The sequence below is a fragment of the Vagococcus humatus genome (assembly GCF_003950325.1).
GTDB classification, from domain to species: domain Bacteria; phylum Bacillota; class Bacilli; order Lactobacillales; family Vagococcaceae; genus Vagococcus_C; species Vagococcus_C humatus.
This window is the reverse complement of sequence record NZ_PXZH01000001.1, coordinates 992,484-1,015,741: the sequence shown is the minus strand read 5'-3', so window position 1 is coordinate 1,015,741 and position 23,258 is coordinate 992,484. Positions and strand designations below refer to the sequence as shown.

The 23,258-nt window shown below is 34.7% G+C and carries 21 protein-coding genes and 1 other RNA gene; 17 read left to right on the top strand and 5 right to left on the bottom strand.

All coding sequences use genetic code 11. From position 1 onward, the window contains the following. Window positions 1–52: 52 nt before the first annotated feature. From C7P63_RS04875 to C7P63_RS04860, 4 genes are all read left to right on the top strand, one after another. The gene (locus C7P63_RS04875; RefSeq protein ID WP_125943025.1) at window positions 53–625 is read left to right on the top strand and encodes a LemA family protein; all 573 of its coding nucleotides are present in this window, start codon (window positions 53–55) and stop codon (window positions 623–625) included. Window positions 626–676: 51 nt separating this feature from the next. After that, window positions 677–2,173 (top strand): TPM domain-containing protein, encoded by a 1,497-nt coding sequence (locus tag C7P63_RS04870; RefSeq protein ID WP_125943082.1) that lies wholly within the window; start codon window positions 677–679, stop codon window positions 2,171–2,173. 84 nt (window positions 2,174–2,257) lie between these two features. After that, on the top strand, window positions 2,258–2,719 hold the full coding sequence (locus tag C7P63_RS04865) for a DUF441 domain-containing protein (protein WP_125943024.1): 462 nt from the start codon (window positions 2,258–2,260) through the stop codon (window positions 2,717–2,719). A 106-nt stretch (window positions 2,720–2,825) separates the two neighbouring features. Continuing rightward, complete coding sequence (locus tag C7P63_RS04860; protein ID WP_125943023.1) at window positions 2,826–3,248, top strand: cupin domain-containing protein; 423 nt, start codon at window positions 2,826–2,828, stop codon at window positions 3,246–3,248. 51 nt (window positions 3,249–3,299) lie between these two features. Here C7P63_RS04860 and pepI read toward each other — a convergent pair whose 3' ends face one another. Continuing rightward, on the bottom strand, window positions 3,300–4,187 hold the full coding sequence (gene pepI / locus C7P63_RS04855; protein ID WP_125943022.1) for a proline iminopeptidase: 888 nt from the start codon (window positions 4,185–4,187) through the stop codon (window positions 3,300–3,302). A gap of 504 nt (window positions 4,188–4,691) precedes the next feature. Between pepI and C7P63_RS04850 the strand changes: the two genes are divergently transcribed. From C7P63_RS04850 to C7P63_RS04810, 9 genes are all read left to right on the top strand, one after another. Beyond that, window positions 4,692–5,957 carry a YeeE/YedE family protein gene (locus C7P63_RS04850; RefSeq protein WP_125943021.1) on the top strand — a complete coding sequence of 422 codons (1,266 nt, stop codon included), beginning with the start codon at window positions 4,692–4,694 and terminating at the stop codon, window positions 5,955–5,957. Window positions 5,958–5,982: 25 nt separating this feature from the next. Then, complete coding sequence (locus C7P63_RS04845; RefSeq protein WP_243640795.1) at window positions 5,983–7,278, top strand: YeeE/YedE family protein; 1,296 nt, start codon at window positions 5,983–5,985, stop codon at window positions 7,276–7,278. A gap of 19 nt (window positions 7,279–7,297) precedes the next feature. Next, complete coding sequence (locus tag C7P63_RS04840; RefSeq protein ID WP_125943019.1) at window positions 7,298–9,001, top strand: FAD-dependent oxidoreductase; 1,704 nt, start codon at window positions 7,298–7,300, stop codon at window positions 8,999–9,001. Window positions 9,002–9,077: 76 nt separating this feature from the next. Next, window positions 9,078–9,851: an ABC transporter permease gene (locus C7P63_RS04835; RefSeq protein WP_125943018.1), complete on the top strand. Its 774-nt coding sequence runs from the start codon at window positions 9,078–9,080 to the stop codon at window positions 9,849–9,851. Further along, complete coding sequence (locus C7P63_RS04830) at window positions 9,851–10,897, top strand: taurine ABC transporter substrate-binding protein (protein WP_125943017.1); 1,047 nt, start codon at window positions 9,851–9,853, stop codon at window positions 10,895–10,897. The genes C7P63_RS04835 and C7P63_RS04830 overlap by 1 nt, the downstream gene beginning before the upstream one ends. 1 nt (window position 10,898) lies before the next feature. Beyond that, window positions 10,899–11,678: an ABC transporter ATP-binding protein gene (locus C7P63_RS04825; protein ID WP_125943016.1), complete on the top strand. Its 780-nt coding sequence runs from the start codon at window positions 10,899–10,901 to the stop codon at window positions 11,676–11,678. A 124-nt stretch (window positions 11,679–11,802) separates the two neighbouring features. After that, window positions 11,803–13,569: an ABC1 kinase family protein gene (locus C7P63_RS04820; protein ID WP_125943015.1), complete on the top strand. Its 1,767-nt coding sequence runs from the start codon at window positions 11,803–11,805 to the stop codon at window positions 13,567–13,569. Between the two features lie 248 nt (window positions 13,570–13,817). After that, window positions 13,818–14,471, top strand: a complete 654-nt coding sequence (locus C7P63_RS04815) for a peroxiredoxin (protein WP_125943014.1) — start codon at window positions 13,818–13,820, stop codon at window positions 14,469–14,471. Between the two features lie 171 nt (window positions 14,472–14,642). Further along, window positions 14,643–16,151 (top strand): DUF1846 domain-containing protein, encoded by a 1,509-nt coding sequence (locus tag C7P63_RS04810; protein ID WP_125943013.1) that lies wholly within the window; start codon window positions 14,643–14,645, stop codon window positions 16,149–16,151. A gap of 41 nt (window positions 16,152–16,192) precedes the next feature. Here C7P63_RS04810 and C7P63_RS04805 read toward each other — a convergent pair whose 3' ends face one another. From C7P63_RS04805 to C7P63_RS04795, 4 genes are all read right to left on the bottom strand, one after another. Further along, complete coding sequence (locus tag C7P63_RS04805; RefSeq protein ID WP_125943012.1) at window positions 16,193–16,654, bottom strand: universal stress protein; 462 nt, start codon at window positions 16,652–16,654, stop codon at window positions 16,193–16,195. Between the two features lie 16 nt (window positions 16,655–16,670). After that, complete coding sequence (locus C7P63_RS04800) at window positions 16,671–16,958, bottom strand: hypothetical protein (RefSeq protein WP_125943011.1); 288 nt, start codon at window positions 16,956–16,958, stop codon at window positions 16,671–16,673. 67 nt (window positions 16,959–17,025) lie between these two features. Further along, a non-coding RNA gene (gene ssrS / locus C7P63_RS10420) (6S RNA) lies at window positions 17,026–17,215 on the bottom strand. Window positions 17,216–17,319: 104 nt separating this feature from the next. Beyond that, complete coding sequence (locus C7P63_RS04795) at window positions 17,320–18,585, bottom strand: replication-associated recombination protein A (protein WP_125943010.1); 1,266 nt, start codon at window positions 18,583–18,585, stop codon at window positions 17,320–17,322. Window positions 18,586–18,714: 129 nt separating this feature from the next. Between C7P63_RS04795 and C7P63_RS04790 the strand changes: the two genes are divergently transcribed. The 4 genes from C7P63_RS04790 to C7P63_RS04775 all read left to right on the top strand — a co-directional run bounded on the left by C7P63_RS04790 (window position 18,715) and on the right by C7P63_RS04775 (window position 23,258). After that, window positions 18,715–19,194, top strand: coding sequence for a DUF3013 family protein (locus C7P63_RS04790; protein WP_125943009.1), 480 nt, complete (start codon window positions 18,715–18,717; stop codon window positions 19,192–19,194). 16 nt (window positions 19,195–19,210) lie between these two features. After that, window positions 19,211–20,161, top strand: coding sequence for a 50S ribosomal protein L11 methyltransferase (gene prmA, locus C7P63_RS04785; protein WP_125943008.1), 951 nt, complete (start codon window positions 19,211–19,213; stop codon window positions 20,159–20,161). Between the two features lie 5 nt (window positions 20,162–20,166). Continuing rightward, entirely contained in the window at window positions 20,167–20,922 is a 756-nt protein-coding gene (locus C7P63_RS04780; RefSeq protein ID WP_125943007.1) for a 16S rRNA (uracil(1498)-N(3))-methyltransferase, read from the top strand. Window positions 20,923–21,047: 125 nt separating this feature from the next. Further along, window positions 21,048–23,258, top strand: coding sequence for a RelA/SpoT family protein (locus C7P63_RS04775; protein WP_125943006.1), 2,211 nt, complete (start codon window positions 21,048–21,050; stop codon window positions 23,256–23,258).

Here is a 23,258-nt window from a genome sequence, read left to right as displayed (position 1 = left end):
AAAAGAACAGAATGTTGTTATCTTTTTTAATGAATTAAAAGGAGGAAAAGATATGAAACAAGGAAAGAAAACAGGTTTAATTGTAGGAATTGTAGCACTTTTAATCGTTTTATATGGCGTTGTCACTTACAATGGATTTGTTGCGAAAGAAGCTGAGGTTGATAAACAGTGGGCACAAGTTGAATCCAAGTTACAACGTCGTTATGATTTAATTCCTAATTTGGTAAATTCTGTAAAAGGTAGCATGAAACAAGAAAAAGAAGTGTTTGGTGAAATAGCAGATGCACGTGCTCAAATGTCTGGGGCTAAAGGTGTGAAACAAGTATCTGAGGCTAGCAATAATTTAGAAGGAGCTCTTTCTCGATTGTTAGTCGTGATGGAAAACTATCCAGAACTTAAATCAAATGATAATGTAAAAACTTTGATGACTCAATTAGAAGGTACAGAAAACAGAATTTCAGTTGAAAGAGATCGTTATAACCAAGCTGTTAAAGAATATAATGTGTCTGTACGCAAATTTCCTAAATCCGTGGTTGCAGGCGTAGCTGGATTTGAGAAAAAAGACTACTTTGAAGCGGATAAAGGGGCAGAAAAAGCACCTCAAGTAGACTTTAACGATAAATAATCTAAAACAGTTAAGACGTACATAGAATGTAGATTAGGAGGTGGAGTGAGTATGAAAAAGTCCATCTATCAAAAACAAAAACTACTGGTTATAATGGGGTTATTGATGACTGGTTTACTGATAATTATTTTTCCTAACTGTAGTGTAGCAGCTTCTTCTAATATTTTCGTTGAAGATCAGGCACATATCTTAAATGATCAAGACAAAGACTATATAAAAAAGATTAATGAAGAAAAATTTAGTACATTAGATGGTAAACCGCAATATGTCGTAGTAACTTTACCTAATTTAGAGGGATATGATTCTATAGAAGATTATGCTGAACAGAAGTTTCAAAAATTAGGGATTGGACAAAAAAATCTTGACAATGGTTTCTTATTTGTTATTGCTATAGAAGATCATAAATATCGATTAGAAACAGGTTACGGTGTAGAAGATGTTATTACCGATAGTATGAAAGAAGATATCGTTAACGATGAAGCGGTAGAGTTGTTAAAAGATGAGCAGTACGGAGCTGCTGTCATGACTATTAGTCAAAACATTGAAAGAGTAGTATTAGACCGCTATGGTAATTACGATGCTTCTAAGCAGGCAGTTATACAAGAAAAAGAACGGAAAGCTAAAGCAGTTAAATTGCTGTTTACTGTATTAGCCTTTTTAGTTGCTTTGGTTGTGGTTGTTTTTCTAATTTACCAACTTCGTGTTCAAAAGCTTAAAGGTCAACTTCAAAAGGAATATATAGATAAAAATATGAAGGTTTTTATCTATGAAAAATCAGGGGCCTATAAGCAAGTTCAGTTATCTAGCTATTTAGCTAGACAACTTATTAGAATAAGTGGATCTAGCAAGTTATTAAAAGACCAGGAAGAAATGGGCAACTGGCTAGGACAATATTTGATTGTAGATGCTTTGATACAGTACTGGCGTCAAGCTAAGACAAAAGCTCCTTATAGCGTTTCTATTTATATGGATCAAAAGCATTTAGATCCATGGTTAACTCCCTTATTAGAAAATGCTCAGTCATTTGAGTATCCTCTAAAAGTTAATCCATTTACTAAGAAAAATAAACTAACACAAGCTGTGACGACCTACTTTACAGAAGTCACTGAAAAACATGAATTAGCAGTTAGAATCTCTCAACGAAACCAGACTTATATTCATCAGGTTTGTTCTCAGTTTTTAATGCAAAACGGCATTCAGTTTAGAAATACTCTCAATCATCAGTTAGAAATTGCGTTGATGACTTACTATTTTTTAAAAGGAAAAGACTTGTCTAGTCCTCATGTTTTAGATACCATAACTCTCGATGATACTGAGTTAAATAAAGCGTTTCGTTTTGCTGAAAAGAAACGTAAAGAAATCGATTCTAGCCAAAAACAACAGGCATTGTCTGATTTGACCAATATGACGTTAGGGAATTATTACTTACAAAGTCTGATTTGGTCTAATTATCACAGTAGTGGTAGTTCCTCAATTGGTGGCTCAGGAGGAGGTTCTTCCTTTGGCGGAGGTTCATCAGGTGGTGGAGGATTTTCAGGTGGTTGGTAAATTAAGTTAATTAGTTGAGAACTTCTAGATTTGTGCTTACAATAGACAAGAAGATTTAGAATATATATAGTAAAGGGTGTTCTCATGGAAAGTTGGCTTTTTTTATTACTTATTTTAGGTATTGCAGCACTTGCTAAAAATAAAAGTCTTTTAATTGCTACTGCTTTTATTTTAATTATGAAGGCTTTGCCTATTTCTGGTAAAGTTTTTGACTATCTTTCTGCAAAAGGGATTAATTTAGGGGTAACTGTTATCTCAGCAGCTATTTTAGTACCAATTGCTACAGGTAGTATCGGATTAAAGGATTTAATCAATTCTTTTAAATCTCCAGCAGGTTGGGTAGCTATTGGTTGCGGTATTTTAGTCGCTATATTATCTGCAAAAGGTGTAGGTTTGATTGGACAAAATCCCGAAATAACCGTTGCTTTAGTCTTTGGAACTATTATGGGAGTAGTGTTATTAAAAGGAGTTGCTGCAGGGCCAGTTATTGCAGCCGGTATGACTTATTGTATTTTACAATTACTCCAAAATTGGTTTTCTATCTAGTTGATTAGAATAATTATTAAATAATACTAATTATTATCTTTTTAGTTAGAAATCGTGTATACTTAATTTATTAATTAAATAATGAATTCTTAGGAGGTATTCACACATGACAATTGACTATTCAGATCGAGGGAAACAACCTGTTGTAGAAAATATCGAAGAAATGACTCTTCAAAATGAAAATTTTAGAACCACTATTTGGACAGGTGAAAAACTTCAAGTAACAGTTATGACTATTCAACCAGGAGATGACATTGGTTTAGAAATTCACGAAGGTATTGATCAATTTTTACGTGTAGAACAAGGAACAGGTATTTGTAAAATGGGTCCTAGTGAAGACAACTTGACCTTTGAAGCACCTGTAGCAGATGATTTTGCTATTTTCGTTCCAGCTGACACATGGCATAATGTGATTAATACAGGTGATCAACCACTTAAATTATATACGATTTATGCAGGACCAGATCACTTACCTGGAACTGTTCACCCAACTCATCAAGATGCAATTGATGATCCTAATGAAGATTAATAAGTATAACGAATAAAAAGAGAGGCTGTTAATAGCCCCTCTTTTTTTTATTTATTCATGATCATCTAGCCATTTATTTAACTGAGATAAATAAGTGCTATTTTCATCCACAAAAGGCATATGTCGGCTTTTAGGGAAAAGCTCCCAAGAACTATTAGGGATTAAATCATACATCGTTTTGGCAATCAGCGGGGTACATAGGTCATCTGTCCCACTAGTAATTAAGGTTGGCACATTGATTTTATCTAGCTGATCTCGGTAATCCCAATTAGCTAGAGTTCCTGTAGGATTATATTCATTTGGTCCCCAAGCAGTGAGGTAAGAAGCTGCGCCACTTTGTTTTTTTCGGCGTAAAGGTTCAGGAGAACTATCAGAAGGAAGGTCGGCAGCATGTCTAATCATAAATTTTTCATTTGCTTTTAAATAATTCGGCTCAGTAAAGTTTCCTGATGCTTCTGCTTGTTGGATGGCTAGTTGATCTTTTTCATCCATTAAACGAATTAAGCGGTGAGTTTCTTCTTTCCACATAATAGCCGCAGGTAAGGTGCTAGACAAAATTAAACTTTGAATTCCCTTAGGTTGATAATCACACAAGTATTGAATAGCCAACATTCCTCCCCAAGACTGTCCTAGTAAGTGGATAGAGTCTAAGTTAAGGTGATGTCTTAAAGCAATTAATTCGTTCATCCATGTTTCAGCTTTCCAAAGATCTGGTCGATTTTCCACAAAAGATTTTCCGCAACCTAATTGATCGTACATAATAACAGGACGGTTGTTTAAAGCTAAATCATCTAATAATTCAAAGTAATTGTGAGTAGACCCAGGGCCACCGTGAAGTAACACAATTGGTGTTTTAGAGTGAGCAGGGTGGTCTGGTTGAAGGATACGGTAGTAAGTTTGATACTCAAGATAAGGCATATAGCCTTCAATTATTTTCATCAGCAAGTCCTCCTTTTTAACCAAGTATATCACAGGTTAAGTAAGTAAACGTTTTCTTTATTTGGTAGGAAATTATTTTAAAAGTAGGGTTAAATAAGCGGAAAAACTTAGCAATGCAAGAGAATTTGTTTCTTAATCATGAGTTAGTGAGTCAATCAGGTAAACAGTAAAATAGACTACTTCTATAAATATGACTAAAAAAAAACGTAATTATAGTTATTCTAATTAAGGGAGTTAAAGACCTGATAAGGGATGTTTGAATAAAGATAGTTTTTTCATCATTTTATTTTAGCTAAGTTATTTTTTATAAAAGCTTGTTTGGATAAATTTCACATATAAATCACTTGTTTTTTATGTTATTTATAAAAGTGCTTGAATGTAAACTGTTTAATGGTGGTTTTCAGGTAAAGTTCAAGAAAAGTTTGTAAAAGCATTGAAAAATTCACTAATTATTATATAATTAATTTGTTCGTGAAAACACAAACAAACGGAAGGAGAGTCTTCATGAATAAAAAAGAAAATATTGTTGGATTTATTTTATTAATTGTTTTATTGATTGCTGGAAAAACAATGCTAGCTTCTAATGTTTTATTTATTCGGTTACTGTTTGGTTTAGGTTTAGGTTATACACTATCTAGAGCCTATACAGGTTTTGCTGGAAGTGTTAACCGAGCGTATAATACTGGTTCTACAAAATTAATGAGAACGTTAATGCTATTATTCTTTTTAACTGCGCTAGCTTCAACAGGTTATTTCTTCTTAGCAGATGCCACACAATTTGATTTATGGGTTAATCCCATTAACTTAGGATTAATTTTAGGTGGTATTTTATTCGGATTTGGTATGGCCTTTTCATCTTGTTGTGCCTCTGGTGTGTTAACAGATTTAATCACTGCCTTACCTCGTGCAGGTGTGACTTTAATATTCTTTTGTATGGGAGTCTTTTTAGGCTATCCTGTTCAAAACTCTCAAGGCTGGATCATTCATTCATTATTTACATCTGAAACAGGTAAAGCTTTAGGAACAAATGGTGTGTTTTTACCTGACTGGTTTAAAAATGATGGAACAAATGGTTATCTAGGTGCCCTTATTTTAACAGGAATTTTTGCTTTAATTGTAGTGGCACTATCTTATTTATACGAAAAAAAACGCCGTCAAGCGAATACTTATCACGGAGTCCTTTCTGAAAAAATGCAAGATAATAAAGAAACTGTAGATGTAGAAAACTTTACAGTGAAAAGTGAAAAAACTTACTATCATTTATTTGTTTCTCCTTGGACATTAAAACAAGGAGCAGTTATTTTAACGATTATCTTTACAGTGATGATGGGCGTAACTAAAGCTGGTTGGGGTGCTTCTACTCCTTACGGTATGTGGTTTGGAAAATTCTTAATGTTGTTTGGTGTTTCAGCTGATTCTTTAGCAAGTTTCACTAAAATGGCACCTGAATTTTATGCTAATCCTTTATTAGAAAATGGCGTTAGTGTGCAAAACTTTGGTATTTTATTTGGAACGTTAATTTTCTTATTAACTTCTGGACAATTTAAACGCACCTTTATGTCTGAAATGCACTTAACTGGTAAAGAAGCGGCATTATATGCTTTAGGTGGTATTACTATGGGATTTGGAACACGTTTATCTAATGGTTGTAACGTAGGGGCTTTATATACTCCTATTGCTAACTTCTCATTATCTGGTTGGATTTTCTTAATCGCTTTAGTCGGTGGCGGCATTATTGGCAACAAATTTGCTAAAAAATGGACGGCATAAAACATCATAAGAGAGGATGCTTAATATGAAAAAGAACTTTGAACAAATGGGCTTAAATAGTCAACAACCCATTATAGGAGTTATTTTAATCGCCATATTAGCTTGGGCAGGTTATGCTTTAGGACAAACTAAGGCCAGTTTGCCAATGTATTTATTAGCAGGAGTTTTGTTAGGGTATATTTTAACTCGTTCTAGATTTGGTTTTGCTGGTGGAGTTAAACGGATTTATGTAAGAGGAGAAGGCAGTCTAACTAAAGCATTAATTTTAATGCTAGCTGTTACTATGTTTTTAGCCTTAGGAATTCAATGGTTTGCAGCTTCAAATGGAGCAGTAACAGCCATGGTTGCTAAAGAAGGGGAAGCAATTATCCCTGGTACTCAAAATGTAGCCTTTACTAATATTGCAACTATTTTAGGTGGGTTTATTTTTGGTGTAGGAATGATGTTAGCTGGTGGTTGTGCTTCTGGAACTTTAGCTGACTTTGGTGAAGGGGAAGGACATGCAATTATTGCTTTGCCTTTCTTTGTCTTAGGTGCAGCACCAGGACACTGGTTACGTTATGTGATCGATGAGTCTTCTGTAGGTAAAGTTGGCTTTCAAGTCTACTTACCTGATTATGTAGGATTTGTTGGCGCTGTTGTCATTACATTAGTGTTACTAGGAGTTCTTTACTGGATAACTCGTCGTTACGAAGACAAACGTAAACAAGCAGGAACCTATGCGGATCCTAAGTCAGATTATGAAGTATTTGAACAACCACTAAAAGATGCACAAGCATTTAAGTGGACAAGTTTTGAAACTTATCATAAATTCTTTATTGAACGTTGGAGTTTTGTAACAGGAGCTATTTTATTATCTGTTGTCTCTATCTTTATTCTAATTACCACTCAAAAAGCTTGGGGAGTTACTTCTGCTTTTACAGTGTTAGATGTGTATGTTCTTCAAAAATTGGGAATGACTTTTGAGTCTCCAGCCTTTGAAAGTATCTTAGAAAAAGTCAATGCTGGTTTATTACAAGATGGTGGAACTATTCGTAATATTGGGCTAGTGTTTGGTTCATTGATTGCTTTCTTATTGGCAGGACGCTTCAAGTTTAATTTTAGATTTAAAGGAAAAGATGGGGTATACTTTGCAGTAGGTGGGTTAATGATGGGAGTTGGCTCTAGAATGGCCAAAGGATGTAATATCGGAGCACTATATTCAGCTATTACAAACTTCTCTCTATCAGGCTGGGTATTCTTAATTGCGTTAACTCTAGGCGGTATAGTTGGCTTAAAAGCTTTCGCTGGTAAAGTATGTATTATTCCAAATAAAAAATAATTATTGGAGGAATTTAGTTATGAGTAAACGAGTATTAGTAGTAGGCGGCGTTGCTGGAGGAGCTTCAACAGCAGCTCGTGTGAGAAGATTAGATGAATCTGCAGAAGTTGTTATGTTTGAGAGAGGTCCTCACGTTTCTTTTTCTAACTGTGCACTTCCTTTCCATTTAAGTGGTATTGTAGAAAATTCTGATAACTTAGTTTTAATGTCACCAGAACAATTTAAAAAACAATATAATATTGAAGCACACGTTAACTCAGAAGTTGTTGATGTAGATGCTACTAAACAAGAAGTTACTATCAAAAACACTTTAACAGGAGAACTTTCAACGGATCATTATGATGAGTTAATGTTAGCTCCAGGTGCTAGTCCAATTGTTCCTCAATCAATTGAAGGAATCAATCAACAACATGTTTTCACTGTTCGTAATGTTGTAGACATCAAAAAAATTGCGGCTTTTGTTGAAGACAATAATGTGAAAAACATTGCAGTTATTGGAGCTGGCTTTATCGGATTAGAGGTAGCTGAAAACTTCCGTTTAGCAGATAAAAACGTCACAATTATTGAAGCTGCTAATCAAGTTATGGCACCATTTGACTACGATATGGCACAAATTTTACATAAAGAAATTCATGATCATGGTGTAGAGCTTATTTTAGAAGATGCTCTAAAAACAGTTGGAACAGATAAAGTTATCTTAAATTCTGGTAAAGAAGTGACTGCTGAAGTTGTTATTATGGCAATTGGGGTTCGTCCAGAAACTGGCTTAGCTAAAAAAATTGGGGTTGAATTAAATGAACGTGGAGCAATTAAAGTTGACCACAATTATCATACTAACTTACCTCATGTTTATGCAGTGGGTGATGCGATTGAAGTGACTCACATGCTAACGAAGAAAAGAACTCAATTAACTATGGCATTTCCTGCACAAATGCAAGCTCGTGCAGCAGCAGACGACATGTATGGTCGAACTAACCACAACCCCGGTGTTATTGGTTCATCTGTTGTACAATGTTTCAATTTAAATGCTGCTTGTACTGGTATGAATGAAAAAGAATTACAAGCAGAAGGCATCGCTTATGATATTGCTTATGTAATTCCAAAAGATAAAGTTGGTTTAATGCCAGATGCAAAACCTATTTACTTTAAATTAATTTATGCAACTCCTTCAGGCAAGATTATGGGAGCGCAAGCTATTGGTTTAGGAAATGCAGATAAACGTATTAACGTGATTGCTACAGCTATTACTTTAGGTGGAACATTAGAAGATTTAGCTAGTTTAGAATTAGCTTATTCACCTATGTATGCGACACCAAAAGATGCAGTGAACTTTGCAGCTCTTGTTGGTTTAAATGTGTTAAACGGAGAATTTAAACAAGTACCTGTGACACAAGTTCGTAGTTTAGTAGAGTCAGGTGCATGTATCATCGACGCTCGGGAACGTCCAGAATTCCAAGAAGGACACATTAAAGGAGCGGTTAATATTCCATTAAGTGAATTTAGAAATAGATTAGATGAAATTCCAACTGATCGACCTGTTTATGTTCACTGTTTATCTAGTCAACGTAGCTACAACATGGTGCGTGCTTTAGGAAATATGGGATATACAAATGTTTACAATATGGTAGGTTCATTCTTAGGAGTATGTATGTATGAATACTTTAATGATGTAACCACTGGCCGTGAACCTATTGTGACCAACTATCGTTTCGATTTATTATAAAATTAGGTTATGCGACTACCTCGCCTTCTAACATTAGGAGGCGAGTTTTTCGCTAATGATGAGTTAGGAGAAAAAAATGAAAGAAAAGAAAAACTATCAGGGTATAACCTTAAGTATTTGGTTGTTGGTTTTAATTTTATGGTTTGCGGTAACTAAAATAGAACTGATACCTGCTGTCATTTTACCAGCCCCTAAAGAAGTAGTGTTAACAGGCATCGATATCATAAAACATGGCTATAATAACATTTCTTTCTGGTCTCATTTAGGTGTGAGTTTTTACCGATTAATTTCCGCTACTTTTTTTGCTATTATATTAGGAATTCCTTTAGGGTTATTAAGTGGTTATTCGCAAAAAGTCCATGCAGTCATTGATTCTTTTGTTCAATTTTATCGACCTATTCCACCGCTTGCTTACTATACGCTATTAGTTATGTGGATGGGAATTGGTCAAGCTTCTAAAATTATGCTACTTTTTTTAGCAGCATTTGCCCCTATTTATATCTCATGTATAGCAGCAACGAATAAAATTAATCCTAATTACATTCTAAGTGCTCAGACTTTAGGAGCAAACCGTAAACAGATTTTTAAAACCATTATCTTGCCAGCTTGTTTGCCTGAAATATTTACCGGAATTAGAACTGCAGTAGGTGTGTCATACACGACCTTAGTGGCAGCCGAAATGGTAGCAGCAACATCTGGTATTGGCTGGATGGTGATTGATGCCTCTAAATATTTAAAAAGTAATGTGATGTTTTTTGGGATTATTATCATGGGATTAACTGGTATTTTAATTGATTTTGGTTTGCAAAAGTTAGAGAGAAAACTTGTCTTTTGGAAAGGAATGGACTAATGAAAAAGAGAAATAAAAGTAAGTGGTTACTACTAGTTGCACTTAGTTTACTAGTCATCGTTTTACAAGGATGCACGAAAGAAACATCCAGTAAAACAGGACAACCTAAAGAAGTAAATATTGGTATTTTACGTGTGCCAAATGATGAAACTGTAGCAAGAGCTAAACAGTTTTATGATCCGTATTTTAAAGAAAAAGGAATTAAAACTAATTTTGTGGTATTTGATAGTGGTGTAGATGCTAACAAGGCCTTTTCATCAGGGAGTATTGATTTTGCTACTATGGGACACACAAATGGGGTAGTCGCTTTGGCAAATCAGTTGCCTGTTAAACTTATTTGGATCAATGAAGTGATTGGAACAAATGAACAGTTAGTGGTACGAAATGCTTCAGGAGTTAAACAAATGGACCAGTTAGCTGGCAAAAAAATAGCTACACCTTTTTCATCTACTTCTCACTTTAGTTTGCTGAATACACTAGAAAAATATCATTTAACAGATAAAGTAACTTTATTAGATATGAATACCTTAGATATTGTAGCTGCTTGGAAACGAGGAGATATTGACGCAGCTTATACATGGCAACCTACTCTTGACCAGTTGCTTGAAGATGGCACAAGTTTACTATCCAGTGCTGATTTAGCTAAAGATGGCTATGTTACAGCGAATATCACGCTAGGCCGAGATGGCTTTTTAGAAAAATATCCAGACTTAACTCGTGACTTTTTAAGAGCTAACTTAGAAGGAGGAAATTTTTACCGAAAAGACGCAGAAACCGCAGCTGATTTAGCCGCTAAAGAATTAGACATTACAAAAGCAGAGGCATTAAAACAAATGGAAGGAACACTTTGGCTAACTGGAGAGGAATTACTTTCTGATAAATATTTAGGCACTAGTGAAGAACCAGGAGATTTTGCTAAAGTCTTTTCACAAACAGCCACATTTTTACATAAACAACAAACGATTCAACAAGAACCAACTATGGAACAAATTAATCAATTTATCCAACCTCTATACATTGAACAAGCCATGAAAGAGATGAAATAAGATGACAATAACTAAGCCAGCATTTATCGATATTAATCAAGTTTCAGTGGTTTATGATTCTAAAAAAGGACCTGTGACAGCGATTGAACAAATTGATAAACAAATTAATCAAGGAGATTTCATTTGTGTATTAGGACCATCTGGTTGTGGTAAAAGTACTCTTTTAAAAGTGATAGCAGGTTTTATTCAACCGACTAAAGGAACCTGTCAGATGGAAGATAAACTTATTACTCAACCAAGTTGGGAGCGAGGGGTAGTGTTTCAAGACTCTACCTTATACCCATGGATGTCTGTTCAAGAAAATATTGAATATGGGTTAAAAATGAGACAAGTCAATCCTACTATGATAAAAGAAAGAACAGAAAGTATCTTAGAACAAGTTGGCTTACTGCACGTGAAAGACGCTCATACCTTTGAATTATCAGGTGGAATGCAACAACGGGTAGCAGTTGCTAGAACACTGGTTAATAAACCAAAAATGATTTTAATGGATGAGCCTTTTGGCGCTTTAGACGCTTTAACTCGTTTAAACATGCAAGGACTAACGAGAGATTTATGGCAAGAAGAGAAAACTACAGTATTTTTAATTACCCATGATATTGATGAAGCCATGACTTTAGGTAACCGAGTGTGGGTGATGTCGAAAAATCCAGGCAAAATTGAAAAAGAATATCAGCTAGACTATACTTACCAAGCCTTGACAGATGAAAGACATCGTGTCTCAGTGGATGATAAGTATCTGACAATCAAAAATGAAATTCTAGATATTATTGGGGCTTAAAGCAATCACTTACTGAGTGGTTGCTTTTTTTGTTGAGTGGATAAAATAAGTGGTATTCTTTAGATTTGAAAGGGATGTGGTAGAATAAAAGAAAAGAGACATGAGTTGAAGGAGGCCAAATTAGATGGAAGAGTATGAAGGGTGGGAGGAGATTAGTCAACAGATTACTTCGAAAGAAGAACGGCAAAGACTAAAACAAATCATCCAATCATTTAGTCAACATCATGTAATCAAACACCTTATTTTACAAAAAAATCCTGAAGAAGTTTGCCTAGCTTTTGAAGAATTAGGTCCTAGTTTTGTTAAAATTGGCCAATTTTTATCAGTCAGAACAGATATTTTTAAGCCAACTTTTGTAGAAGGTCTAAAACGTTTACAGGAACGGTCTGTTACTCATGATTTTTTAACTGTTCAAACAGAACTTGAATCAGAATTACAAAAACCTTTATTAGAAGTGTTTCAGTCTTTTGAAGAAGTCCCTATTGCTTCAGCTTCCATGGGACAAACTCATGTGGCTTATTTAAAGAATGGTCAGAAAGTAGTGGTGAAGTTACAACATCCAGATATCACTAAAAAAATTCAAATGGATATCGCATTATTAGAAAAAGCTATTCCCTTGTTAGAATCAGTGCCAGAATCAGATGTGATTCATCCTAGTTTATTAATTCAAGAAGTTAAAAAAAGTTTTCAGTTAGAGCTAAATGGCTACAATGAAGTTCAAAATGGTCAAAAGTTTTATCAACTTAATAATGGATGGGATATTATTAGATCTCCTAAAATGTATCCAGACTATTCAACTAGTAAAGTAGTGGTATCTGAGTTTATGGAGGGAACAAGTATCAATCAAGTCATCCAAGAAAAAAGAGAGGCTACTAGATACTCCAAAGAGTTAGCAGATAGAAATCAATACTTAGGGGAAGTGTTGTTGGATAATTTTGTTAAACAAGTGTTTGAAGATGGTTTTTTTCATGCGGATCCTCATCCTGGTAATCTTTTTGCAAGACCACGTCCTTTAAATCAACCTAAAATGCCTAAAAGAAAGCGAATTGGGCAAGTCGGTGACTGGCATTATGAGACGACTTGGCAATCTAATCAGTCTAAGTCAGATTATGAATTAGTTTATCTTGATTTTGGCATGATGGGATCTATTCAAGAAGAGATGTTAGATAAACTGACCAATGTGGTGATAGCTATTTATACCAAAAATAGTGAAACGATTGGGATGGCTTTGCTTCAGTTGTGTCAACAACTAGGTCCAATGAAACGCAGTCGTTTTTTTCTTGATTTAGAAGAATTTTTAGCACCGTATTATGATATGCCTGTCCAAGATATGGATTTCCAGCTTATTTCTAATCAAATTATGAGAATTTGTCATCAGCATCAACTACAAGTACCTAGTGAAATTATGCTATTAGTCAAAGCTTTTTTAACCTTAGAAGGTATTGTTGAGCAGCTTCATCCTTCTTTATCTATGATGGATGTGGCTACACCATTTGCTATGCAAAAGTTAATCGAACGATTTGATGTGAGAAAAGAAGGAAAAAAAGCTGCTTTTGATTTGCTTGCTTTTATTAAAGTGATGCCTAAAATCCCTATTCGGATGTTTGAAGCGATTAGCACTCTAGCCAGAGGGCAATTGCATTTAACGGTACAGTTAGAAAAAGAAGAAAAATTATGGAAACATTTTCAATATTTAACCCAAAAGATAATGGTTACCTTGTTATTAGTTGCCTTGATTATTGGAAGTAGTATACTTCTACCGAGAATGCCGTCAAATTATTTTTTTAAAGGAATAGCTTACCTGAGTTTTAGTTTAGGTTTACTTTATGTACTGCGTTATCTTTGGAGAGAATTAATTCAAAAAATAAAAGAAAAAATAGCTAAAAAGTAACATGTAACTTACATTTTATAACCAAAATAGAATAAAAAGCAATTGATAATAGTTATTACCTAGTTGATTTTAAAATTATGAGTAAAAAGCAAGACAACTTATATAACTTATGTTAATATAGATATGAAATAAGAATAATACTAATTTAAAACGCTTGCTGTTTTTTCTAAGAGTGTTTTTTATTTCAAATTAAAAAACATAGAAGAGTTTACACTCATCTGTGAATAAAATAAAAAGGAGTTTTTTTAATGACAGAAGAAAACAACGTACAACAAACATTACCACGTATTGGTTCACCAGCACCACAATTTACAGCACCAACGACACATGGTGAAATTAACTTATCTGATTATGAAGGAAAATGGGTTGTTTTATTCTCACACCCATCAGATTTCACACCTGTATGTACAACTGAATTCGTAGCTTTCCAAGGAATCAGCGAAGATTTAGCAGCATTAAATGCTGAATTAATTGGTTTAAGTATTGATAGTGTTCCATCACATATTGCTTGGGTAAGAAACATTGAAAAGAACTTTGATGTAAAAATTACTTTCCCAGTAATTGCTGATATTACTATGGATGTAGCTAATAAATATGGTATGATCATGCCTGGCGAAAGCAGTACTGAAACATCACGTGCTGTATTCGTGATTGATGACAAACAAATTGTTCGTGCTATTATTTACTACCCATCAGCAAATGGCCGTAATATTCCAGAAGTATTACGTATTGTTAAAGCATTACAAACATCTGATGAACATGCTGTTGCAACTCCAGCTAACTGGGAACCAGGTGAACGTGTTATCGTTCCTCCAGCTAAAACACAAGCAGGTGCTGAAGAACGTATGAATGATGATACAATCCAATGTAAAGATTTCTATTTCTGTACAAAAGAAATCTAATCTAGTTTAGTTAAAGAGTAGCATACTTGCTACTCTTTTTTTTGATAAGTTAAAGATAATATTGCTTATTTTTTTGTTAACAGGTATTATAAATAAGATGTGAAAAAACCATGGAGCATTTAGATGTGACGTGGTTTTTTGTTGGAATTTAAAAGTAGCGGAGGTCTTCTAATGAAAAAAATCGGATTTGATTCAAAAAAATATATTGAAGAGCAATCAAAATATATTTTAGAAAGAGTTAATCACTATGACAAATTGTATTTGGAATTTGGAGGAAAACTGATTGGTGATAAGCATGCTAAACGAGTGTTACCGGGATTTGATGAAGACTCTAAAATTAAAATGCTGCAAAAGCTAAAAGATCAAGCTGAAATTTTAATGTGCGTGTATGCAGGAGATATTGAACGAAATAAGGTTCGAGGAGATTTAGGGATTACTTATGATATGGATGTTCTTCGCCTGATTGATGAACTTCGAGAGTATGGGTTAGAGGTAAATAGTGTGGTTATTACTCGTTATACAGGTCAACCTTCTACTAAATTATTTATCAATAAGTTAGAGCGCCGGAATATTAAAGTGTATAAACATGGTTTAATTGAAGGGTATCCTTCAGATGTGGATTTGATTATGGGAGAAGGCGGCTTTGCTAAAAATGAGTATATTCCGACTACTAAACCGATTGTGGTTGTTACCGGGCCTGGTGGAGGAAGTGGTAAATTAGCGACTTGCTTAAACCAGTTGTACCATGAAAACCGTCAAGGAACTCAAGCAGGTTATTCTAAGTTTGAAACTTTCCCTGTGTGGAATTTACCCTTAAAACACCCAGTTAATATTGCTTATGAGGCTGCTACAGTTGATTTGAAAGATGTAAACATGATTGATTCTTTTCATTTTGAAGCTTACAATGAAGTAGCTGTTAACTATAACCGTGATGTAGAAACATTTCCAGTAATTAAACGTATTATTGAACGGATTACAGGACATCAAGCAGTTTATCAATCTCCTACAGATATGGGAGTTAACCGAGTTGGTTTTGGAATTGTTGATGATCAAGTTGTCCAAAAAGCTGCTAAACAAGAAATTATTCGTCGTTGTTTTGCAACAGAAGTAGATTTTAAAAAAGGATTAGTTGAAGAAGATATTGTTAACCGGATGCGACTTATTATGGAAGATGCGGGACTGAAAAAAGAAGACAGAGAACCTGTTTTGCCAGCTCGTACTTATAGTGAGCAAATTAAACAACAAACCGGAACAAACGAACCAGTATCGATAATGGCTTTAGAATTACCTAATGGCAAGACTATCACTGGTAAAACCTCTGCTTTAATGGATTCTGGAGCAGCTGTTATTTTGAATGCAGTGAAGGAATTAGGGAATATTGCAGATGAAATATTACTTTTATCACCGGTTATTTTAGAAACAATTCAAGCAATGAAAACAGAGCAATTACATAGTAAAAATACAGCTTTAACAGCCAATGAAATTTTAATTGCTTTAGCTATTAGTGCGGTAACAAATCCAACAGCTGAATTAGCTTATCAACAACTATCTAAATTAGAAGATGCCCAAGCACACTCCACTGTGATGATTGGTAAAGATAATGAACAGACATTGAAACGTTTAGGAATCGATATTACTTGTGATCCTATTTTTGCTTCAGAAAATTTATTTTACATTTAATTAAAAAAAAGCTCTCAAGATTAAAATCTTGAGGGCTTTTTTTAAGCGGATGGAGTTGTATTATCTAAGTCTGTTCGCACCACTAAAACATCACAAGGAGCGTGCCTGATAACATATTCAGATACAGAACCAATTAATAATCTTTCAACAGCGTTTAGACCAGTGGCTCCCATCATAACTAAATCAATCCCGTACTGGGTTGGTAGCTGTTTAGCAATCAATGTTTTAGGAGCACCGTATTCGATTACTGTTTGTATATCTTCTACTCCTAATTTTTTAGCATAATTTTCATAGTCAGTTAGAGTGTTTTTGGCAACCGCAGTTGCTCGGTCAGCCATTTCATCATCAAAAGATGTTACTGATTGAAATGCCCGCATATCAATAATATGAGCTATGTAAAGAGTAGCTTTATTTCTTAACGCCACATTAGCTGCTTTTTTAAATGCTTTTTCTGCCTGATCGGATCCATCAACGGCGATTAAAATTTTTTGATAATGTTGCATGAAAAATCTTCTCCTCTCACTTGTCTGAATGGATGTTTTTAGATAATTTTAGACTAAAAACAGATGACATGATTAAAACTAAAGCGATATACATTAGTGAAGTGTCTTTTCGGTTAATCCAAATAAAGAAACATCCGATTAACATACAAATGATGTTAAGGCGACTAAAAGTTTGAAATAATTGTTTTAGAGTAGCTTCTTTTTCAGGATTAAGTAAATAACTTAGCTTTTCTTTGTTTTGGGATAGGTAGCCAAAAGTAATTCCTTGAATAATTAAAATAATAACTAACAACAATCTAATCATAAAACACCTCATAATAGTATAAAAAGCAACTTGCTTATGCAAATTGCTTTAGGGTTAATTCTAATGGGTAGTATCCGTAGATGCCGTTGGTTACTCTGGCGTATTGATCCCGCGATATATGCAGGTGGGCTCCTCTGTTTTATCAGCAAACTACCAAGTGAAAAGGCCTGTCTTTTGATGAAACTCGTTGGATCCCAATATCAATATAATATGTTCGGTCAACACTTAAAGGAGTAACTCGTACATCACAGATATCCCACTTATATAGTACCATAGTTTTTTATAATGAGCAATTAAGAAGATTGAAAACATAGTCATGTTTATTCGCTTACAACTTTATCTAATCATGTTTTATCTTAATTTAGCTATTATTTAATCGGTCATATTGTTGAGAAAGAGCTTGTTCATATTTACCGGTTAATTTAGGTTGATAGTAGCGAGCATTTTTTAAATTATCTGGTAAGTATTGTTGTTTAATCCAGGAACCTGGGTAATCATGAGGATATTTATAATCAAGACCACGGCCTAAAGTTTTCGCTCCACTAAAATGGGCATCTTTTAAGTGAGCAGGAATAGGGCCGGCTTTTCCTGCTCTAATATCTGCTAAAGCAGCATCTAACGCTTGGTAGCTTGAGTTTGATTTAGGTGATAAACACAGGTCAACCACAGCTTGAGCTAAAGGAATACATGCTTCTGGAAAACCTAATTTTTCAGCAGCTATAACTGCTTGAACTGTTCGGCTAGCTGCATTGGGATTACCTAGGCCAACATCCTCATAAGCAATCACTAATAAACGTCTGCATAAACTTTGTAAATCGCCAGCTTCAACTAACCGAGCCATGTAATGAAGGGCCGCATTTACATCACTACCACGAATAGATTTTTGAAAAGCAGAGATAACATCATAATGGCCATCTCCTTTTTTGTCATGGGTCAATGATTTACGCTGAACGCATTCTTCTATAATAGGAAGAGTTAGGTGAATCTGTCCTGTGGCATCAGGTGGGGTAGACTTTACCGCTAACTCTAATCCGTTTAAGGCACTTCTTAAATCTCCATTGGTTGAATTGGCTAAGTGAATGAGAGCTAGTTCATCTAATTCAACATCATAAGTTCCTAGTCCTCTTTTTTTATCTAGTAAGGCCGCCTGAAGTGCTTCTTGAATAGCGGTTTCTGTTAGGGGGGTTAATTCAAAAATTTGTGTTCGACTTCGAATAGCTGGGTTGATACTAATATAAGGATTTTCAGTAGTAGCACCAATTAAAATAATTTGTCCACTTTCTAAATGTGGTAACAAGAAGTCTTGTTTGGTTTTATCTAAGCGATGTACTTCATCTAAAAGTAAAATGACACCCCCGCTCATTTTTGCTTCTTCTGCCACAATTTGTAAATCTTTTTTAGTATCTGTAGCTGCGTTTAATGTTCTAAAAGCAAGAGAAGTCGATCCAGCAATCGCACTAGCAATGCTAGTTTTTCCAATACCAGGTGGGCCGTATAAAATCATGGAAGAAAGCATACTAGCCTCTACCATTCGGCGAATAATTTTTCCGGGACCAATTAAATGTTCTTGTCCCACTACTTCATCTAAATTTTGTGGACGCATTCTATAAGCTAAAGGTTTTTGCATAAAATTCCACCTTCTTTCTATACAAATGTAGTATAGCATATCTGAAGAAAGAAATTATGCTCCCAAGAGAGCCTAAAGTAGCAATTCTATGATAAAATGAATTAAAATTCAACGAATGAGGCTAAAAAAATGAAAAAACAAACAATGTTAGATTATTTAGAAACTTGCTTAGAAAAAGAATTAGGAGAGTATGATTTTGCTATCGACTGGGATACTAAGAAACATTTAGTAGAAGTGATAGTTGTTTTGTACGGTCATAATAATCAGACTGTAACAGTGGAAGACTTAGAAGGAATAGTTTCTGAAGAAGAAATTATTGAATTTGAAGACAGTGTATTATTGTGTGCAGGGGATACTGATGCAATAGATGAAGAAGATTATTTAGCAGTGATTTCTTTTGACAAGAAAAAAGGCATGTCTAGTCATACATTAAAAGGTTTAGCTAAGTATTTAGCAGCTGTATTAGTGGAAGGTGAAAGTGATTTATTAGACTTTTTACAAGATGAAGGACAAGATGTGTTTGAACTAGTTTGGAATGAAAAAGAGTTTGAGGAAACAGTTGCGACGGTAAAAGGTGAAGATGTTTTATTACCTTATCCTAGATATTAGAAAGAGAGCATAAAAAATGAAGTGGACACAGTTAACGATTAAAACAGAAAGTGAAGCAGTAGAAGCTGTTTCTAATATTTTAATGGAAGCAGGAGCAGCAGGCGTCGCAATTGAAGATGCTAAAGATTTAGAAAACTATCAACCTGATTTATTAGGCGAAATAATTAATAAAGAATCCTTAGATTTTATCCAAGAAGGAGCTCTAGTTATGGCTTACTTCCCAGAAACCACGTATTTACCTGAATTGTTACCTGGAATTGAAACAAAAGTTTATGAACTTCCTAAGTTTGGTTTAGAAATAGGTGAAGCTGTTATTACAACTAATGTACTAGAAGAACAGTCTTGGGAAACAGCTTGGAAAAAGTATTATCATCCGATTGCCATTAGTCGCTTTTTAACAATTGTTCCTAAGTGGGAGTCTTATCAGCAAACACGTTCAGATGAACGTGTGATTTATTTAGATCCAGGTATGGCATTTGGAACTGGCACTCATCCTACGACTTATTTAAGTCTTCATGGACTAGAGATGGTACTTAGAGGCGGAGAAACTGTAGTGGATGTTGGTACAGGTTCAGGGGTGTTAAGTATTGCTAGTAAACATTTTGGAGCTAAAGAGGTTTATGCCTATGATTTAGATCAGGTAGCAGTTCAAGCTGCAGAAGAAAATATGGCACTAAACCCTGTTGCAAAAGATGTAAAAGTGGCAGCTAATGATTTGTTGACTGGTGTAAATTTAAAAGCAGATGTAGTTGTGGCTAATATTTTAGCAGATATTATTTTGAAATTAATCCCAGATGCTTGGCGGATTTTAAAAGAAACAGGGGTACTGATTGTATCAGGTATTATTGAAGATAAAAAAGCAGAAGTGGTTGCTGATGCCCTTGAGCAAGGATTTGTTTTACAAGAATTACTTCAAAAATCAGATTGGTATGGACTTATTTTTGAAAAACCAGCTTTGGAGGAATAGAATTTATGCAACGTTACTTTTTAAATGAAACTTATGAAGTGGCTAAAGAACAAGGTTTTTCCCTCATTGGTGAAGACTATCATCATGCGGTTCATGTGATGCGTATGGAAGTAGGAGATTGCTGTTACTTAGCTTTTCAGGATCAACAAGCTATTGTCGGTGAAATTACACATGTAACAGCTGAAAAAGCGGAATTAAAAGAGGTTCAAAAAGAAAATCAAGAAAAAGAATTACCAGTAGAAGTGACTATTGCTTGCGGTTATCCAAAAGGAGATAAACTCGAGTGGATTATTCAAAAAGGAACAGAACTTGGCGCTTGTCAATTTATAGGGTTTCCTAGTCAAACTTCTGTTGTGAAATGGGATCAAAAAAAATTACAAAAAAAACAACAACGTTTTGAAAAAATAGCTAAAGAAGCAGCAGAACAAAGTCACCGCACTCTTCAACCTACTGTTCAACTATTATTAGCAACAACTGAACTTTATCAGCAGATAAATGAATTTGATCATTGCTTAATTGCCTATGAAGAATCTGCTAAACAAGGAGAAACCAAGCAATTAGTTAAAACCCTACAAGAAATTCAACCAACTGAGAGCTTGTTGTTAATCTTTGGGCCAGAGGGAGGATTTCATCCAAGTGAAATAGAAAAGTTAGAACAATTAGGGGCTAAGCGATGTGGTTTAGGACCTCGAATTTTAAGAGCGGAAACTGCTCCTTTATATGCATTAAGTACAATTAGTTATCAATTAGAATTAATGTGATAGAATAAAGGTACATAAAAACAAGGGTTGTATTGAAAAGGATGGAAATTAACGGTATAATTTTCATCATAATTTAAGAAAAAGCACTCATTGTCAGTGCTTTTTTTTGTAAGGGAGTGAGTAGTATGCCGACACAAAAAGATTTGACTGGTAGAGAAGTCATTGACATGGTTTCGCAGTATATGAGTCAGGAACATACTAAATTTGTTGAAAAAGCCTATGAATTTGCAAAAACAGCTCATGAAGGGCAAACGAGAAAATCTGGGGAGCCTTATATTGTTCATCCTATTCAAGTAGCTGGGATACTAGCTAGTTTACACATGGATCCTTTTACAGTTGCTACTGGGTTTTTACATGATGTGGTAGAAGATACACCTGTTACGTTAGAAGATTTAGATAAAGAATTTGGACCAGATGTAGCTATGCTTGTTGATGGTGTAACGAAGCTAGGTAAAATTAAATATAAATCCCATGAAGAACAATTGGCAGAAAACCACCGTAAAATGTTATTAGCTATGGCACAAGATTTGCGAGTTATTATGGTAAAACTAGCAGATAGATTGCATAATATGCGCACATTGAAACATTTACGTCCAGATAAACAACGGCGTATCTCTCAAGAAACTTTAGAAATTTATGCACCACTTGCTCATCGTTTAGGGATGAGCCGAATTAAGTGGGAACTAGAAGACACGGCTTTACGCTATTTAAATCCCCAGCAATATTACCGAATTGTTCATTTGATGAATTCTAAACGAAATGAACGGGAATCTTACATTAATGAAACGGTTGGTCAAATTAGAGAAGCGACAGAAGAGTTGTCCATTGAAGCAGATATTTACGGTAGACCTAAGCACATTTATTCGATTTATCGTAAAATGAAAGATCAAAAAAAAGAGTTTGAAGAAATTTATGACTTGTTAGCGATTCGAGTGATTGTTAGTACCATTAAGGATTGTTACGGTGTTTTAGGTGCCATTCATACGAAATGGAAACCTATGCCAGGTAGATTTAAAGACTATATTGCTATGCCTAAAGCCAATATGTATCAATCTCTTCATACAACAGTGATTGGTCCTAAAGGCAATCCAGTGGAAATCCAAATTAGAACTCAAGAAATGCACGAAATTGCTGAATTTGGGGTAGCGGCACACTGGGCTTATAAAGAAGGTAAATCCGCTAAAGAAGATGAGGATAATCGTCAGCTTGGTTGGTTTAGGGAAATACTTGAATTACAAGCAGAATCTTATGATGCTTCCGATTTTATGGAAAGTGTCAAAGGGGATATTTTTGGAGATAAGGTCTACGTGTTTACTCCTAAAGGGGATGTAACAGAGCTACCAAAAGGCAGTTGTCCTTTAGACTTTGCTTATAGCATTCATACAGAAATTGGGAATAAAACAACTGGAGCAAAAGTCAATGGCAAGATGGTTCCTCTTGATTATAAGCTTAAAAATGGGGACATTATTGAGGTGTTGACTTCTCCTAACTCATTTGGGCCAAGTCGTGACTGGGTTAATATGGTAGCTACGTCTAAAGCACGAAATAAAATTAAACGTTTCTTTAAAGATAAAGACCGAGAAATGAATTTGGATAAAGGAAAAGAACTGTTAGAAAAACAGTTGTTAGAGATGAGTTTCCAACCAAAAGAATTTATGAATAAAGAAAAAATTTCGGAAATATTAGATCGGTTTAGCTATCAAACAGAAGAAGATTTATATGCTGGAATTGGTTATGGCGAAGTTAATGCTAAGATGATTGCTAATCGTTTAACAGAGAAAAAGCGCCGAGAATTAGAAGTTGAACGAAAAAAACAAGAAGTCGAAGAGATGATCAATCAGCCTGTTAAGAAAGAACCAGAAAAAATGAAAGTTCGTCATGAAGGTGGCGTGGTCATTCAAGGAGTAGACAACTTGTTAATTCGAATCAGTCGTTGTTGTAATCCTGTTCCTGGAGACGATATTATTGGCTATATTACCAAAGGTCGAGGAATTTCTATTCACCGAAAAGACTGTCCCAATATGATAAATAATCAAGCTATTAGTGAACGACTAATAGAAGTTGAATGGGAAGACACTGCAGCTGTAGGTCAACAAACTTATAATGCAGAGTTAGAAGTTTACGGAGCAGATCGTTCTGGTTTATTAAATGATGTGTTGCAAGTTGTTAATGCATTTACTAATAATTTATTACGAGTAGAAGCAAGACCGAATAAAAATAAAACAGCTACCATTTTAATGACAGTAAGTATTCAAAATTTATCCCATTTAGAAAGAATTGTGGATAAAATTAAAAGTGTCCCAGATGTTTATAGTGTGCGTCGGACAAACGGTTAA

What these genes read in the sequence shown, in the direction of transcription:
- C7P63_RS04875 (WP_125943025.1), top strand. Translation starts at nt 53, where the DNA reads ATGAAACAAGGAAAGAAAACAGGTTTAATTGTAGGAATTGTAGCACTT.
- C7P63_RS04870 (WP_125943082.1), top strand. Translation starts at nt 677, where the DNA reads ATGAAAAAGTCCATCTATCAAAAACAAAAACTACTGGTTATAATGGGG.
- C7P63_RS04865 (WP_125943024.1), top strand. Translation starts at nt 2,258, where the DNA reads ATGGAAAGTTGGCTTTTTTTATTACTTATTTTAGGTATTGCAGCACTT.
- C7P63_RS04860 (WP_125943023.1), top strand. Translation starts at nt 2,826, where the DNA reads ATGACAATTGACTATTCAGATCGAGGGAAACAACCTGTTGTAGAAAAT.
- pepI (WP_125943022.1), bottom strand. Translation starts at nt 4,187, where the DNA reads ATGAAAATAATTGAAGGCTATATGCCTTATCTTGAGTATCAAACTTAC.
- C7P63_RS04850 (WP_125943021.1), top strand. Translation starts at nt 4,692, where the DNA reads ATGAATAAAAAAGAAAATATTGTTGGATTTATTTTATTAATTGTTTTA.
- C7P63_RS04845 (WP_243640795.1), top strand. Translation starts at nt 5,983, where the DNA reads ATGAAAAAGAACTTTGAACAAATGGGCTTAAATAGTCAACAACCCATT.
- C7P63_RS04840 (WP_125943019.1), top strand. Translation starts at nt 7,298, where the DNA reads ATGAGTAAACGAGTATTAGTAGTAGGCGGCGTTGCTGGAGGAGCTTCA.
- C7P63_RS04835 (WP_125943018.1), top strand. Translation starts at nt 9,078, where the DNA reads ATGAAAGAAAAGAAAAACTATCAGGGTATAACCTTAAGTATTTGGTTG.
- C7P63_RS04830 (WP_125943017.1), top strand. Translation starts at nt 9,851, where the DNA reads ATGAAAAAGAGAAATAAAAGTAAGTGGTTACTACTAGTTGCACTTAGT.
- C7P63_RS04825 (WP_125943016.1), top strand. Translation starts at nt 10,899, where the DNA reads ATGACAATAACTAAGCCAGCATTTATCGATATTAATCAAGTTTCAGTG.
- C7P63_RS04820 (WP_125943015.1), top strand. Translation starts at nt 11,803, where the DNA reads ATGGAAGAGTATGAAGGGTGGGAGGAGATTAGTCAACAGATTACTTCG.
- C7P63_RS04815 (WP_125943014.1), top strand. Translation starts at nt 13,818, where the DNA reads ATGACAGAAGAAAACAACGTACAACAAACATTACCACGTATTGGTTCA.
- C7P63_RS04810 (WP_125943013.1), top strand. Translation starts at nt 14,643, where the DNA reads ATGAAAAAAATCGGATTTGATTCAAAAAAATATATTGAAGAGCAATCA.
- C7P63_RS04805 (WP_125943012.1), bottom strand. Translation starts at nt 16,654, where the DNA reads ATGCAACATTATCAAAAAATTTTAATCGCCGTTGATGGATCCGATCAG.
- C7P63_RS04800 (WP_125943011.1), bottom strand. Translation starts at nt 16,958, where the DNA reads ATGATTAGATTGTTGTTAGTTATTATTTTAATTATTCAAGGAATTACT.
- C7P63_RS04795 (WP_125943010.1), bottom strand. Translation starts at nt 18,585, where the DNA reads ATGCAAAAACCTTTAGCTTATAGAATGCGTCCACAAAATTTAGATGAA.
- C7P63_RS04790 (WP_125943009.1), top strand. Translation starts at nt 18,715, where the DNA reads ATGAAAAAACAAACAATGTTAGATTATTTAGAAACTTGCTTAGAAAAA.
- prmA (WP_125943008.1), top strand. Translation starts at nt 19,211, where the DNA reads ATGAAGTGGACACAGTTAACGATTAAAACAGAAAGTGAAGCAGTAGAA.
- C7P63_RS04780 (WP_125943007.1), top strand. Translation starts at nt 20,167, where the DNA reads ATGCAACGTTACTTTTTAAATGAAACTTATGAAGTGGCTAAAGAACAA.
- C7P63_RS04775 (WP_125943006.1), top strand. Translation starts at nt 21,048, where the DNA reads ATGCCGACACAAAAAGATTTGACTGGTAGAGAAGTCATTGACATGGTT.